Origin of the sequence: Paenibacillus segetis, assembly GCF_014639155.1 — a bacterium.
Lineage (GTDB): Bacteria > Bacillota > Bacilli > Paenibacillales > Paenibacillaceae > Fontibacillus > Fontibacillus segetis.
The window spans coordinates 3,006,379-3,019,496 of record NZ_BMFT01000001.1; the positions used below are offsets into that span (position 1 = coordinate 3,006,379).

A 13,118-nucleotide genomic window follows, 5' to 3' on the forward strand; every position below is an offset into this window, starting at 1 on the left:
ATGTATGCTGAATCCCTAAATGTACATTACTTTTGTCTATTAAAATGTACATCAACATTCTCATTGATTATGTTCATTTCATTCTTCTTCATCTTGATTTCAAATACTTGATTATCTATTTTCAGCTGGTTATTGGATTCCCATGTGTATTGTAATTCTCTTGTTTCGTCAGTAAATTTCTTTATTTCCTTGTCCCCTTGAATTTCGAAATTAAAGTTCTTACATATGATCTTCCCTTCAGATACTTCCCAATGGTTATACCCAGTGATAGATTCCTCGGTTCCTTCTTTCTGACTTGCTTGATCTGCTTCCCACACACCCAGCAACAAACTTTGATTACTTTTTGAGCAACTAATTAATGTCAATGAAAGAACGAGTAGCATGGTTAATACCAACCATTTGCGCATTGGAATCTCCTTTCTCTTTATAAGTTCAGCCCTTAAGTACGGTTGAGAATATTTGAATGGGTCCATCCCAACCCTCTTCTCTAATTTCTTGATAATTGTTGTTTGTATATCGTTCAATCGTCTTTCTCCAAAATGTCTGAGCCGGCTTATTTGTCTCCATTTGAGCCACTTTCCAAACCCCAGTAAATGTATTAAACATTTCAGTAGCTACATGTTCTCCGACTCCTTGATGTCTATACTTCTTCATGATAAAAAACTCAGCTATCGAATAAGTAGATGTACCTATTTCTCTTATCAAAGCAAATCCAGCCAGTAAGCCATCTACTCGCAAAAAATAGGGATGCCTACCTTCTTCTGTCCAATAATGATCCAAATACATATACTCATCATAACGTCCATTTTCATTGACGTCTTCAGGGTCAAATTCGCTGAAATCGTATTTATATAATTCAAGAAGGTTCCTTAATGTAGGTTTTTGATGATATTCCACTCTATGAATCGTTATCATGTCTTCTCCTCTTCCTATGCTATTCATTCCAAAGTCTTGTAACGCCAGTTAATTCAAAATCTTCAAATTCCATTTTATAAATATCCGGTTTCGTTGTTTGGATCAGGAATTCAAAGCCATACTTTGCGTCAAAATATTGCATCATCAAGGTCATTACATTCCCGTGAGTTCCGATCGCGATTTTCTTACCTTTGTTTTCTTCCAAAATAGTCCGTAAAGCAGCTACCGATCTATTTTGGCAGTCAGCATTAGTTTCTCCTCCAGGCAAAGTATAGTTAGGATCATGAAACGAATCTTGGATAGCCTGCATAAACTTATCATCTCGAATAATGTAATCTTCTCCAGCAAAGTGCCGTTCTCTAAGATCTTCAATGGATTGAAGCTCTATATTTAACTTCTGAGCTAATGCCTCAACTGTAAGAACTGCTCTTGCATAAGGACTTGAAACAATATGGTTTATTCCTTCATCCTGTAGTAGCTCTGTTACTTTTTCAATGTTGTTCTTCCCCGCAGGTGTAAGTCCCCTAGTTCTTTCATTTCCTTCTGTATACGGTGATTCGGCATGTCTAACCATATAGATCGTAGTCTTCATATAAACCTCCTGATAATGTACTTCGCAAAATGACCCAGCCGTAGATAGCATGTATCTTAGACTGAGTCATTGGTTGCCTGTACTATTGTCTTTCATAAGTGTAGTAAGTGTAAGGTAATTCTCCATCCATTTTCTCTTGATAAGTGATTTTAAAAAGCTCCTTATTAAAATTAGGGAATAAAATATTCCCTGCAATTTCACGCTCAATCACTGTTAAGTATATTTTATCAGCATTTGGTAGAGCTTCTCTATATATTTCTCCACCACCAGCGATAAATATCTCTTCCTGGTCTATCAATAATTCGTATGCTTCTTGAAGGGACCTTACAGTCGTACAATTTTCAGCTATTATCTCTTGGCTTCTTGAAATTATAATAGTCTTTCTATCAGGTAATGGTTTACCTATGGACTCGTATGTTTTTCTGCCCATAATGATTGATTTGCCGCAGGTTAAGTCCTTGAATCGCTTTTGCTCACCTGGTATCTTCCAAGGAATCACTTCATCCATGCCAATCACTCTATTGATTGATGCAGCTGCAATTAATGAAATGATCATGTTAATCCTCCTATATCAAGTTAAAATTTTTTATAAATTAAAAAGATTTCTCATAACAAATTAGCGTTGTAGTATATCCATCATCAGTTGTTACTTCCTCACCGACGATTTTAAAATTCCTAGCCTCATAAAACTTTCGCGTCATATGATTTAATTCTTCTACCCATGCCTTTAATTTAGAGATATCATTTAAATTCCTTACCTCTTTTATTAATTCAGTCCCTATTCCCTTCCCTTTATGTTCTGGTAGAATATAGACCCTCAATAATTCGTAACATTCTTCACTTTCCTTCAGTACATGAATAAATCCAACGACCTCCTGTGTTGAAGGCAGTACGGCTACTAGAAATCTCCGCCCCTCATTTTTCTGATCATGAATGACTGAATGTTCTAAATTTGCGCTTGAATATGCCTTGCTTAAAAAAGATTCTATGTATTCAATTGAGTAAATATCCTGATAGGTATCGACCCAAGATCGCCTAGCAACCTTCTGAACAGCTTCTATGTCACTTAATTCAATGGGTCTAATTATCACCATAAGAGTCCCTCCTTTTTGCCTTCAAAAACTCTTTTTAAAATTACTAATTCATGTTATACCAAAATATCCTATAGTTAAAATCAAGAGACATTCCTACACTCTTCGCCAACCGAATGGACCCCGTATTCTCAGGAGTACAATCCCAATAAGGATGAATTCCTTCGCGTTTACACTCTTCTACAAATGCCCTAGCCACCAAGGCGCCTAGATTTCTTTTTCTATAACCTTCTATTGTTTCTATATCTATAGCGTGCGTGTGATCGGCAACAAATGCGGAGAAACATGAACTAACCACGGTATTGTTCTGCTCAGCAATATATCCAAAACCATGCTGTAAAAAGTCATCAATAGAGTCCCAAAAGCGAGAAATCTTCCCCTCTAGGTAGGATTGATTTTCAAATCTCCTAGACTTCAATACATCCTCATCTAATTTTCGGATAATTACCCCGTCAGTATGGATTTCATTTGTTTCCATATCTTCATTAAGTTTAAACACATGTTGAATATCATTCGAAAGATTTCTATTTTTAAATGTCACTTGTAACGTTTCTGTCCAAGTTTCATCTGCACCGATTTCGACACAGCTGATATTTTGTTCTATTAAGTTTGGTTCAATATAAGTTCTCATGTAGGGTTCCAGATCATTCAGAAAAGACTTGCTATGAGGATCTCCAACCACTTGAAAACCAGCTTGACCTTGAATCCAGATAAGAGCCGCAGTAGGCATCGTTGGATGGTCTACATAAACCTGGCCAGGATTAATTCCACTTACCACTGCTCTTACTTCAATATTGTCACACTTATCGGTAATGTGTCTTATCTTATAAAAGTCTTGTTTGATAAACTGAGCTATCAAAATAACTACACCTCGCAATCGAGATTATTCGTGTTTCTATTAGGCATATCCCAAGTGCCCTTATATTTTAGATTTTTCAACTAAAATACCCCCGGGTCTCTTAATTCTGCCCATTGTATAACGGGATCTTCATCATTGTTATCGATTGAGATTGTTCCTATCGTCACTTCTGTTTTATCTGGATTAGAAAAATAGTGTTCTATCATAAATCGAATAATTCTCGACACATGCAGGTTCAAGATTTCATCCTTATGAATCCAATACAATTCTCCTTCTTCCGAGGCAACAGCATCACTTCTATTTGTCTTACCGAAATATACAAATTGTTGTCTAATCTCATCGTTCTTAACACGTAATAATATGTACTGTAATTTCAAATCTTCAATTTCTTCTTCTTGAATTCCCGATTCTTCAAAAATTTCTCTAACACACGCTCCTTTTGGCTCGTTTAACTCTTCAGGTTCTAGATGTCCCCCAAGCCCACTCCAAAACTCAAAGTCAAAAATTCTGCTTAAATTTTTCTTCATCATTAACACTTTGTCTTGATTAAATAGGAATGCAGTAGCCATCTGCCTAAGCTCCATGTATCATCATCCCTTACCCTCAGGAATTCAATATCTTATCAACCCACACATAGCATCTTTCTAAATCTTCATCGCTTATGAAATCAGATTGATGCTCAAACTGAATCTTAACGTTCCGATTCTCTTCTCTAATGATGTTCAAATAATCTTCAATTGGAGCCCATCCTTCTGATGGAGATAGCTCAGGTAAAACAGGATAATGATATTGTTCAATCTTCTGGATATATTGAAGAGTCCATAAATGAATGACTTCAGCATATTTCGCATATTTCTTGATGACTTCTTTCGAGTTGAAAAAGGGATCTATTTTCTCCTGTAAATACAGTCGCCCCGTATCCAAGCATAATTTAACCTTGTTATATTTATTTAACAATTCTTCTAGTAGTTCTGTTTGGTAGACATATTTATTCAGCGCATCAAACTCTAAGACAGGGATAAAGTTGTACTTATCACTCATAGCGGACAACCATTGAAATAAATACTGACTATTCTCTATAAAATCGTTGATAGAGTATTTGCTTTCATACACATACTCTTTGCTATCTGTGAACCGCCAACTACTCCAATCTACTCGATCATCTAATATAACCGGTTTGGGGTAATGAAATAATATATACTTAGGTTTCAAATGAATCATATACTCAAGTTCATTCTGTATTAATTCAAAAGCACTTTCTTTAACAGATTGATCTTGAGATAGAACTAACGCATCTCTTAAATCTGATTGACCTGCTCGCAGTGGAAAATGAACTCCAACTTCAAAAGATCGATCCTTTGATTCCTTGATTAGATTTAATACATCCTCTTCTGAATTAAAAAGGCATGCTTCAATTCCAAAAAATTCGTCCTTAAAATCTCGATTATATTTCGTGTAATCAAATGAACCATATTGGCCGATCATAAAATTGTTCACATTATTCACCTTTCAATCTATTGATCTTCATCTACTGTTTCTGGATGAATAAGGCCTTTACCGATGACATTTGGCGATACAGGCTTCTTTCCTATTTCTCGCGCCCAAACCGATAATTGTCCCATATGATGGATTTGATGAGCAATCACATGACGCATAACTTCACCCCAAGCATCCATAGCAACGCTTCCATCTGGTTGGGGATCATAGAAAGGGCGCTTCTCCATGCTGTCGTCCCATGCTTCAACAAATCCCTCTATATCTGTCCGATACTTTTCATCTAATTGTCTAATCTTGTCTAAGTTCTTATAGTCTTCAAAGTTCTCCGGAGTGTCTGGCTTCCCTTCCAACATGCGAATCCAACTCCATTCAACATCAATAATATGAAATAGAGTTTGTAATATACTACCAACACCACCTGTTCGTTCCCGAAGTAGCTCATCATTTGTTATCTCTTCACACCATTGATACCATTGTTCTCTTACTACCCAGTTATAATGAAAAAAAGTTAGCATGATGATATTACCTCCGTTGATTACTTCAATCTATCATTTTCTATTCGTACATTTATTAATCAATGTTCCATGTTTGCGCAATTTGGATCAAATCATCCTTGGCTAGCTGTTCATGATCTCCAATTACTTCTCCTTCTAGATAATAAGTCCTCATCAAGTCTGGCTGATTGGGAATAGATCTCTGAACATAAATCCAATATATAATTTGATCTGGTACTGGATTAACAGCAGGTCCGCCGTGTGAAAATCTGATCATGGTTGCCTCGCCTACAGGAAGTTTGATCGTTTCTGTATTTGTGATTTCAGAATGATTAGGAATACTTACATAATCCCCCGGACCGTCTAATTGTCCTACTCTTAACTTAAGATGGTTCCATTCAATCTGTTCAGGCTGTTCAGTTAAGGTGAGGACGATGCTGTTGGGAGTACCCTTTCCATTTGTTCTATTGAAATAAACTATAGAAGTGAAAATTAAAACCAGTACCGCTATGATAAATAATGATGTATAAATCTTTTTTGTCATGACTGTACCTAACCTTATTTTTTTATTTTCAATGATCAACCTTATTTCTCATAAATATAGAGTCTTCCGTTATCCGGCTTAATGAAACCTTTTCCTCGATATCCTCTTTTGAATAACTCTTGAATTAGTGACTTCATAATCCCTCCATGGCTGACCACTAAGACATTGGAATCCATATAATTATCTTCAATCCAATTAATGATTTGCTTTGCCCTTAAAGTAGTATCCGTTCGCCCTTCCTCCTGCGACTTGTGAGAGAAAAACCAGGCCATTCTACTCAAAACTATCCAGATTTTATAGTGGAGTTTGATTTCTGATTGATTAATCGACCGCATCCCTATCTCTCTGAGTCGCTCAGTCTTTATGATAGGACCTTGCCCTTGATAAATGATTTCGGCTGTCTTGCTAGCCCTAAATAAATCACTTGCAATACATATCTCCCACTTGGGATCATGACCTATGTGTCCAACTGGACTCACATCAGAATTATTGTAATCTTCCACCCATTGATTGAATTGATCCGATGTCATCCAAGAATATTCAGGTTTATAGATGACTTTAAAATGTCTTACTAATCCGATTTTCATATCATAGAACTCCTAGCCTCTTAAAGATCTTTCTTCAGATAATAATGAGTATGCCTTCCCGCATTCTCAATCACTCCGAACACCTCAAACCCTTGCTTCTTATAGAAATCTAATGCCTGAAAACTGAGCGTATCCACTTTTACAAACTCACATTCTTTATCTCTAGCTATTGTTAAAGCCTCACTCATTAACTTCTTACCATACCCACAATTACGAAATTCGTCTTCAACAAATAAATAGTGTATTTCTAGCCAGTTCCAGCAAATCTCACCGATAATTCCACCTAACACTTGATCCTCTTCATCAACTAAGAATAAATTCACTTCTTGATATCTACCTTTTAAGTCATCAGGAAAGTGCATGAGGTTATATTCGATCATCTTATTTCTTACATAATCTTTATGTTTATTGCTTGCATGATTGGTAATAAGTAGTTCCAAATTAATCAACTCCAACCTTCATCTTATCTGTTTAATCTAAGGAATATCTCATAACGATAAAATCAACGACTTGACCATCAATCAAGCTTCCAAACATGTCACCTTTAATAAATCCAGTTCTTTCATATACTTTTATGGCCCTTTCGTTAAAAACTGCCACCACAAGCTGAAAATTCTTGATATCGAATTGCTTATGAAAAAATATAATGCTCTGAGTCAAAAAATCTTGTCCAAGCCCCTTCCCAGTATAATTGGGATTTAGCCCTAATCCGATGTCTAGTAAACTATCATTATATATTCCAGCTTCATAACCCCCAGGAACACGTGCAGAGTTACCGTTACATACGTAGCCAACAATATCATTTGCATCGTTCAAAGCATAATAATAGTCTCCATTCATTAATTCAGAAATATCTTCAGTGCTGCCATCCATACTATATATTTCATAAGGTTTGGTGTACTTCCAATTAGATATCAAATTGGCATATTCATCGGTCATTGGATGAAAGTAGTATGTATACATTCCTAAAAAGTCCCTTCAAGTTCGATTTTTCATATCCCTAATGAAATGTTCCATCACTTGGTCTATTTGACTCAGAAAATTTCCTGCGAGATCTAGTTGTTGTGTAGCAAAATTTAAATCACCATGGCCTTCTATAGCATAATCTAAATTGCCTAGTGTAGACATTAATATACGGGCGGAAATAGCAAAACCAAATACTTCTGGATCAACGACAATGTCCTTATTGCTGAGTATATACTTAAATGTTGGTTCCTCAAATCCTTTAAACAAGGCGAGATTACCAACAAATGATGCTAAATCCCAGTATGCTGGCATCAATGATACATCCTCAAAGTCTGTCCAAATCCAACCCTCAGAGCTAGGGATTAAATTTCGAGCATGAGCATCCCCATGACACGGGAATAGCAAATTTGTTTCTAATCGCATCTGTTTATCTACTGTATGAAACAAATCTAATAATGCCTGTATCCGTTGATCCGAGCTCTTCATCAATCTTTTAGCAGATTGGCTGGTCCGTTCCCAAACACCAAGCACTGGAAGTTCTCCATCAAAATCCACCATTGCTGCGGTGAGCCTACTTACTAATTCAACAGCTTCACTCGGCGATGGTCTTTCTAATTGTGTGGGAGGCACATAATTCCATAGAGTCATCCATGCCCCATCAACACTGTATGGTCCGGCATCTACAAGACCTGTAGGTAATAACACGGGAACGTCCTTGATCTGAAGGTGACGTGTTGCCTGTAATTCTCGGCAAAGTCTCTTGTATGCTAGATCCGCTTCTTCCTGCAAAATGACATTAGCTAATCGGGCAACAATAGGGTAGGGGGCCAGATGAACAATCAAGTTGCCTCCATTACTAAGAATAACAGGCTTAATCTCAGTTAAACCTATTGTCTTGGCAACTAATAACACTTGAGAAACTAGTTTATCTATATTTGACAATATAACGGCTCCTTAACTATGATCTTCAATTAATGATAACTTTCCTTGTTCGATTTTAAATATTGATTTACCCTGTAATTGAATCTTATCTCCAACTTTTAGACCGTTAGGAAGGTCAATAGCAACGATCCCTTCATAATCAATTTCAACCTCAACTCTATCCTCAACATAAAGACAATCAATAATCGTCTGACGCCGACTTGAAAAAATCTTAATTGACTCCTCTGCTAATTCCCTAAACTTCTGAATTCCTTGTGTCTCTGTATTAACTTCTCCATTGGATATATTTCTGAACTTAATATCTTTATTCAATAGACTTACCATACCTTCAACATCAAATGCATTATAGGCTTTAATGTAATCCTGAATGATTTTATATGATTCTTCTCCGACCATAAACATCTTCCTCTCATGTCCTAGATTGTTTTACTAATGCTTATTTCAACTTTAGTTTATATATAATTTCTCCATCTTGATTCTCTTTACCTTGACTGACAAATCCTAATTTTTCGTATAACTTTTGAGCATGTTCATTACTTTTTTCGATGGTTAGAGAGACTACTTCGCATTGTCGATGCTTTTCCTGAATGAATTCTAACATTCTTACAAGGGATTTTGTTCCTAATCCCATCCCCTGATATTCTTTGTCTAGCTGAAATCCCCCGATCCAGTAATTATCAGTACTATTAGGAGTATAAGAAAGATAGAAAAATCCAAATGTTGTTTCATCTTTTCGCAAAATAAATGGATCAAAAGCTTCATCCCATGGTTTTATATAAGCCCAGGCTAATGATTCGATAACAGAAGGTACAAACTTCTCTTGAGATGGGAGTAATGAAATAGAGAGCGCTTCTTCCCAATTATTCTTATGAATAGGTTCTATGTCGATTAGATTCATAATATGTATTCCTTTCGAGTGCCCACTAAATTAAACTTTAATAGTGAGCACATTCTTATTCGTTTAGCCCCACTATGCTAAATCTTCTACTCCTCTAAATATGCTTAGAGCTTTTTTCATTTTGCTTATATATTCTTCCGATTGGCTTGAACACATAAATTTAATATCCTGATTACCTTGCGAACTTAATAAATTAGTGGTTTGTAATACTTGAGATAGTCTATTTATTGTACCTGCACTTCCATCTACGATATGAATATGTTCCGGTAATAATTTCTTTAATATCTTCCTATAAAATGGATAATGCGTGCAGCCTAGTACAACGGTGCCATACTCATTTAAATCAAATGGATCCAACTTCTTAACGAAATATTCTTGTATTATTTTCTCGTTAAAGTTCAACGCCTCACAATATTCCACAAGTTTAGGTAAGGGAAGTGAATCTACTATATTGGTATCATCTATACGCCTTACTAAGTCAATGTATTTCGTTTCTTTTAACGTTAATGAAGTAGCGAACACCATGACTCTCTTACCCGTTGACCGATTAATTTCTATAGCCGGTTTCACTGCGGGCTCCATACCTATTATGGGGAGACTATACATGTTTCTAAGTTCATTGACGGCTATACTTGTAGCTGTATTGCATGCAATTACGATCGCCTTTACATCTTCCTTTAAAATTGTCTGTATAGCTTGATAAATATAGCTTTTCACTTCTGCCTTGGATTTAGTTCCATATGGTACATGAAGCGTATCTGCAAAAAATAAATAATCTTCATTCGGTAACTCATTCATTGCATGTGATAAAACAGTTAGTCCACCTAAACCTGAGTCAAAAAAAGCGATTCTCATTTACTGTCACCTTCTAAGTATTTTCTGTATTATTTCACTGTATAAAAAAGGATCTGCAATGCAGACCCAAATGCTTAATTCATTTATTCTGAATTAGTCCGATTCCATTACCCACAGGGTCTACTAAATAAGCTAAATAGAAGTTATCGAATTCCATCTTGTCCCTTACAATTTGAGCGCCTAATTCAACTGATTTTTTAATTGACTCTTCAATATCATCGACTTCAATTTGAATTCTAGTCCCATGAGGAAAATCATGAGGCCCTTTAGAAATACCACCATGTATGCCTGGTTTTGAATCATCACCGGTAGTCACAGGATAGTACCCCCAGTTGGGTTCTGCAATCTCCCAGCCAAATACGGATGAATAAAATGCTGCTGCACGTTCTGGGTCTTGACTACTTAAATCAAATAATACGACTCTTCCCATAAGAACCTCCCTGAAATGGTATACTTATCCAACCCCGATAATACCAAATGCTTGTTCGTGTGTAAAGAACGCTTCAGATTACCCGAACGATACTCTAAGTTTTTCAATAGATTCTCGCAGAGTACTACTTGTTTTGACCTCCACTACTACAGATATTTCAAGGTCCTTGGCCAATTGTAATCGTTCGTTGATAGGAACCACCCCTGAATATAAAGGTTGATGATCTGATATTCCATTATAATCATGAAGATGCATATGTCTTAGTCGAGCTAGGTTTCGCTCAAAAAAGGGCTGTTCTTGAAATCCACTTTTCCCATCATGACCTGCATCCCAAGTTAAATGAAAATTATCAAACTGCATCAATTTGTTCAGGGTTCTCTCAACGAATGGAAGCTGAAAATTCAGGGTATTCTCCACACAAATATCAACATTTAAATGGCTAGCAAGCTCAAGTAATTCCGCATATGACTCATAAATTAAATTTATAAATTCCGTCTCATATCGTTCGTTGATCCAAACCCTCTGATCGGGTAATGTAAAATATATGCCCTGATTCAAGTGCATATTCAATGTTTTAATATTCGCCATGCTCGCCCAACGAATCGTTTCTTTACAGCGTTCCAAATGACCGTATCTTATAGAAGGGTGAAATGATCCAAGATCAATCTCTTCTGGCAGATGAATCGAAAAATCGATTCCAAACCGATGCTTAATCTCCTTAATTTCATTTATATTCAGACTTTCAGGAGTGCAGATGGGTAAGTTCATATTCAATTCAATAAACTCCAGTTCTAATTCGCGGCAAAGATCTACATTCTGTTGTAAGGTTGCATACTCAATCAAAGTCGGCATTCCGAGCTTCATAGCTAGCCCTCACCTCCTATTACTTCTGAATTTTATTCTTAATACGTATGGATTTATTCAAGTGAAGAAAATTATGCCTTGTGGCTGGCATAAGGATTAGTCCTCCAGTGTCCTTCTTCCCCCAATAGTCCAGTAACCAAGTTGCTTCCTTCTTAACTGCTCCTTGATCTAATAGCTTTTCTATTCTCACAGATTCAACCTTTTGTTTGAATTGACCCGGTTGTAAAGACTTTACTATCGTTCGCGTTGCCCGCCCGACTTCAAGACGATACGATAATAATGCATTTATATCTATATTAGCGCTTAATTCAGCTACCTCATTTTCTGTCATTTCATTTCCGGTATGAGTACAATTTATATTTAGTTTTTTAACCCAGTCCCCAGAAAAAAAGACCTGATCTTGATTACCTACTAGAACATTCATAGTCATATCTTCAATCCGAGAAATATGCCAAATTTGCCATACAATAGAGTTTCTTGTATCAGGCGATACGACTGGATATTTACGGAATGTCTCATCTGTCATATTGTTTAACAATTCATCCTCTAAAGTCATAACCTGAGAGTTTTCTATTTTCGAAGCGTATAACAAGGCATGTTGATTCAAAAAAAGTTCAATCGCATTCTCATGTTCAGTCGGCTTATATATAATACTCGTTAATTTTTTGTGATTCTCATTCCAAAGCTTCCTTTGCTCTATATCCATCCCAATCCCAGCTTTCATAATGATTATTCATGCGTAAGAATATTGATTAACTTACCAAATGGATCACGGACATAGAATCTCCGAACGCCCCATGGCTCAACTGTCGGACCATACTCTATTGGAAACCCAGCTTTTTTCATTCGATCAAGGGCGATATCAATATCATCTACTTCGATCGATAGATCGGGCGTTTCCGTCTGGGAGCCACCTTGTGAGGCGAAGCTAATCTGGATGTTCATTTCTGTATCTGAACCATAAGTTGCAATCCAACCATGATCCATCAATAAATGTAGTCCAAGCACATCCTCGTAGAAACGTTTAGCTGCTGTAATATCCTGCGTATCAATATTGGTGACGATGCGTTTGACCCTCATTTTGTTACCTCCATTTACGAAACACCCCAACCTTAGATAACTCTATCTTAGGCTGGGGCGTCGGCTGTCTGATCTCTTTTTAATGATTATACTCTAAGTTCAACGTTCCATTCTTTAAATAATTGATTCAATTCAACTGCTGTTTCTACAATAAAAGCTCTTACCTTTTCCTCTAGAAAATAACTCAGTTCAATCTTTGGCTCATTCGTTTCATTTAGAAGCCATTCTAACTTCACATCTCTATATTGATTGACTTCATCATCAGTAATGTTCCATTCTAATTCTGTGCGCTCATTTAAATATTTCAAACAATTGTCTCTAATTATGTCTATTCTGGGGAACTGGTCATCGCAAACCAGATGAGTAGATCCCTTCTCTTGTCTGGTCACGTTACCTCTCATATGGACCGCATCTGGAGCGATACTGCCTATCAACAAACTAGGGGACACATCTATTAAACATATTTCATTAGCAACTGCAAAATGAACCATGGGCCAAGGCACT

22 protein-coding genes are annotated in these 13,118 nt (G+C 36.5%); all 22 read right to left on the reverse strand.

The annotated features are described in order from the left end of the window. Window positions 1-26: 26 nt before the first annotated feature. Window positions 27-407: a hypothetical protein gene (locus tag IEW05_RS14150; protein ID WP_188539786.1), complete on the reverse strand. Its 381-nt coding sequence runs from the start codon at window positions 405-407 to the stop codon at window positions 27-29. A gap of 25 nt (window positions 408-432) precedes the next feature. Next, window positions 433-915: a GNAT family N-acetyltransferase gene (locus IEW05_RS14155; protein WP_188539788.1), complete on the reverse strand. Its 483-nt coding sequence runs from the start codon at window positions 913-915 to the stop codon at window positions 433-435. A gap of 19 nt (window positions 916-934) precedes the next feature. Continuing rightward, window positions 935-1,507: a histidine phosphatase family protein gene (locus IEW05_RS14160; RefSeq protein WP_188539790.1), complete on the reverse strand. Its 573-nt coding sequence runs from the start codon at window positions 1,505-1,507 to the stop codon at window positions 935-937. 82 nt (window positions 1,508-1,589) lie between these two features. Continuing rightward, window positions 1,590-2,063, reverse strand: coding sequence for a dihydrofolate reductase (locus tag IEW05_RS14165; RefSeq protein WP_188539792.1), 474 nt, complete (start codon window positions 2,061-2,063; stop codon window positions 1,590-1,592). Window positions 2,064-2,100: 37 nt separating this feature from the next. After that, window positions 2,101-2,601 (reverse strand): GNAT family N-acetyltransferase, encoded by a 501-nt coding sequence (locus IEW05_RS14170; RefSeq protein WP_188539794.1) that lies wholly within the window; start codon window positions 2,599-2,601, stop codon window positions 2,101-2,103. A 43-nt stretch (window positions 2,602-2,644) separates the two neighbouring features. Beyond that, window positions 2,645-3,457 carry a GNAT family N-acetyltransferase gene (locus tag IEW05_RS14175; protein WP_188539796.1) on the reverse strand — a complete coding sequence of 271 codons (813 nt, stop codon included), beginning with the start codon at window positions 3,455-3,457 and terminating at the stop codon, window positions 2,645-2,647. 80 nt (window positions 3,458-3,537) lie between these two features. After that, window positions 3,538-4,041, reverse strand: a complete 504-nt coding sequence (locus IEW05_RS14180; RefSeq protein ID WP_229753375.1) for an NUDIX domain-containing protein — start codon at window positions 4,039-4,041, stop codon at window positions 3,538-3,540. A gap of 19 nt (window positions 4,042-4,060) precedes the next feature. Next, window positions 4,061-4,954 (reverse strand): sugar phosphate isomerase/epimerase, encoded by an 894-nt coding sequence (locus tag IEW05_RS14185; RefSeq protein WP_188539798.1) that lies wholly within the window; start codon window positions 4,952-4,954, stop codon window positions 4,061-4,063. Between the two features lie 17 nt (window positions 4,955-4,971). After that, window positions 4,972-5,469, reverse strand: coding sequence for a DinB family protein (locus IEW05_RS14190; RefSeq protein WP_188539800.1), 498 nt, complete (start codon window positions 5,467-5,469; stop codon window positions 4,972-4,974). A gap of 55 nt (window positions 5,470-5,524) precedes the next feature. Next, window positions 5,525-6,031 carry a hypothetical protein gene (locus tag IEW05_RS14195; protein WP_188539802.1) on the reverse strand — a complete coding sequence of 169 codons (507 nt, stop codon included), beginning with the start codon at window positions 6,029-6,031 and terminating at the stop codon, window positions 5,525-5,527. Window positions 6,032-6,033: 2 nt separating this feature from the next. Continuing rightward, window positions 6,034-6,579, reverse strand: coding sequence for a histidine phosphatase family protein (locus tag IEW05_RS14200; RefSeq protein WP_188539805.1), 546 nt, complete (start codon window positions 6,577-6,579; stop codon window positions 6,034-6,036). Between the two features lie 20 nt (window positions 6,580-6,599). Next, window positions 6,600-7,019, reverse strand: coding sequence for a GNAT family N-acetyltransferase (locus IEW05_RS14205; RefSeq protein WP_373285805.1), 420 nt, complete (start codon window positions 7,017-7,019; stop codon window positions 6,600-6,602). A 31-nt stretch (window positions 7,020-7,050) separates the two neighbouring features. Beyond that, window positions 7,051-7,518 (reverse strand): GNAT family N-acetyltransferase, encoded by a 468-nt coding sequence (locus tag IEW05_RS14210; protein ID WP_229753376.1) that lies wholly within the window; start codon window positions 7,516-7,518, stop codon window positions 7,051-7,053. 39 nt (window positions 7,519-7,557) lie between these two features. Beyond that, complete coding sequence (locus IEW05_RS14215) at window positions 7,558-8,487, reverse strand: phosphotransferase (RefSeq protein ID WP_188539809.1); 930 nt, start codon at window positions 8,485-8,487, stop codon at window positions 7,558-7,560. A gap of 12 nt (window positions 8,488-8,499) precedes the next feature. Next, the gene (locus IEW05_RS14220; RefSeq protein WP_188539811.1) at window positions 8,500-8,883 is read right to left on the reverse strand and encodes a nuclear transport factor 2 family protein; all 384 of its coding nucleotides are present in this window, start codon (window positions 8,881-8,883) and stop codon (window positions 8,500-8,502) included. A gap of 40 nt (window positions 8,884-8,923) precedes the next feature. Next, window positions 8,924-9,385, reverse strand: coding sequence for a GNAT family N-acetyltransferase (locus IEW05_RS14225; RefSeq protein WP_188539813.1), 462 nt, complete (start codon window positions 9,383-9,385; stop codon window positions 8,924-8,926). A 72-nt stretch (window positions 9,386-9,457) separates the two neighbouring features. After that, window positions 9,458-10,240 carry a glutamate racemase gene (murI, locus tag IEW05_RS14230; RefSeq protein WP_188539815.1) on the reverse strand — a complete coding sequence of 261 codons (783 nt, stop codon included), beginning with the start codon at window positions 10,238-10,240 and terminating at the stop codon, window positions 9,458-9,460. A 79-nt stretch (window positions 10,241-10,319) separates the two neighbouring features. Further along, a complete protein-coding gene (locus IEW05_RS14235; protein WP_188539817.1) occupies window positions 10,320-10,670 on the reverse strand; it encodes a VOC family protein in 351 nt (116 codons plus the stop codon). Between the two features lie 78 nt (window positions 10,671-10,748). Continuing rightward, window positions 10,749-11,534, reverse strand: coding sequence for a sugar phosphate isomerase/epimerase family protein (locus IEW05_RS14240; protein ID WP_188539819.1), 786 nt, complete (start codon window positions 11,532-11,534; stop codon window positions 10,749-10,751). Window positions 11,535-11,553: 19 nt separating this feature from the next. Beyond that, entirely contained in the window at window positions 11,554-12,240 is a 687-nt protein-coding gene (locus tag IEW05_RS14245) for a DinB family protein (RefSeq protein WP_188539821.1), read from the reverse strand. A 23-nt stretch (window positions 12,241-12,263) separates the two neighbouring features. After that, window positions 12,264-12,614 carry a VOC family protein gene (locus IEW05_RS14250; RefSeq protein WP_188539824.1) on the reverse strand — a complete coding sequence of 117 codons (351 nt, stop codon included), beginning with the start codon at window positions 12,612-12,614 and terminating at the stop codon, window positions 12,264-12,266. Window positions 12,615-12,700: 86 nt separating this feature from the next. Further along, window positions 12,701-13,117, reverse strand: coding sequence for a hypothetical protein (locus tag IEW05_RS14255; RefSeq protein ID WP_188539826.1), 417 nt, complete (start codon window positions 13,115-13,117; stop codon window positions 12,701-12,703). Window position 13,118: the final 1 nt, after the last annotated feature.

What these genes read in the sequence shown, in the direction of transcription:
- IEW05_RS14150 (WP_188539786.1), bottom strand. Translation starts at nt 407, where the DNA reads ATGCGCAAATGGTTGGTATTAACCATGCTACTCGTTCTTTCATTGACA.
- IEW05_RS14155 (WP_188539788.1), bottom strand. Translation starts at nt 915, where the DNA reads ATGATAACGATTCATAGAGTGGAATATCATCAAAAACCTACATTAAGG.
- IEW05_RS14160 (WP_188539790.1), bottom strand. Translation starts at nt 1,507, where the DNA reads ATGAAGACTACGATCTATATGGTTAGACATGCCGAATCACCGTATACA.
- IEW05_RS14165 (WP_188539792.1), bottom strand. Translation starts at nt 2,063, where the DNA reads ATGATCATTTCATTAATTGCAGCTGCATCAATCAATAGAGTGATTGGC.
- IEW05_RS14170 (WP_188539794.1), bottom strand. Translation starts at nt 2,601, where the DNA reads ATGGTGATAATTAGACCCATTGAATTAAGTGACATAGAAGCTGTTCAG.
- IEW05_RS14180 (WP_229753375.1), bottom strand. Translation starts at nt 4,041, where the DNA reads ATGGAGCTTAGGCAGATGGCTACTGCATTCCTATTTAATCAAGACAAA.
- IEW05_RS14190 (WP_188539800.1), bottom strand. Translation starts at nt 5,469, where the DNA reads ATGCTAACTTTTTTTCATTATAACTGGGTAGTAAGAGAACAATGGTAT.
- IEW05_RS14200 (WP_188539805.1), bottom strand. Translation starts at nt 6,579, where the DNA reads ATGAAAATCGGATTAGTAAGACATTTTAAAGTCATCTATAAACCTGAA.
- IEW05_RS14210 (WP_229753376.1), bottom strand. Translation starts at nt 7,518, where the DNA reads ATGACCGATGAATATGCCAATTTGATATCTAATTGGAAGTACACCAAA.
- IEW05_RS14220 (WP_188539811.1), bottom strand. Translation starts at nt 8,883, where the DNA reads ATGGTCGGAGAAGAATCATATAAAATCATTCAGGATTACATTAAAGCC.
- IEW05_RS14225 (WP_188539813.1), bottom strand. Translation starts at nt 9,385, where the DNA reads ATGAATCTAATCGACATAGAACCTATTCATAAGAATAATTGGGAAGAA.
- murI (WP_188539815.1), bottom strand. Translation starts at nt 10,240, where the DNA reads ATGAGAATCGCTTTTTTTGACTCAGGTTTAGGTGGACTAACTGTTTTA.
- IEW05_RS14235 (WP_188539817.1), bottom strand. Translation starts at nt 10,670, where the DNA reads ATGGGAAGAGTCGTATTATTTGATTTAAGTAGTCAAGACCCAGAACGT.
- IEW05_RS14240 (WP_188539819.1), bottom strand. Translation starts at nt 11,534, where the DNA reads ATGAAGCTCGGAATGCCGACTTTGATTGAGTATGCAACCTTACAACAG.
- IEW05_RS14245 (WP_188539821.1), bottom strand. Translation starts at nt 12,240, where the DNA reads ATGGATATAGAGCAAAGGAAGCTTTGGAATGAGAATCACAAAAAATTA.
- IEW05_RS14250 (WP_188539824.1), bottom strand. Translation starts at nt 12,614, where the DNA reads ATGAGGGTCAAACGCATCGTCACCAATATTGATACGCAGGATATTACA.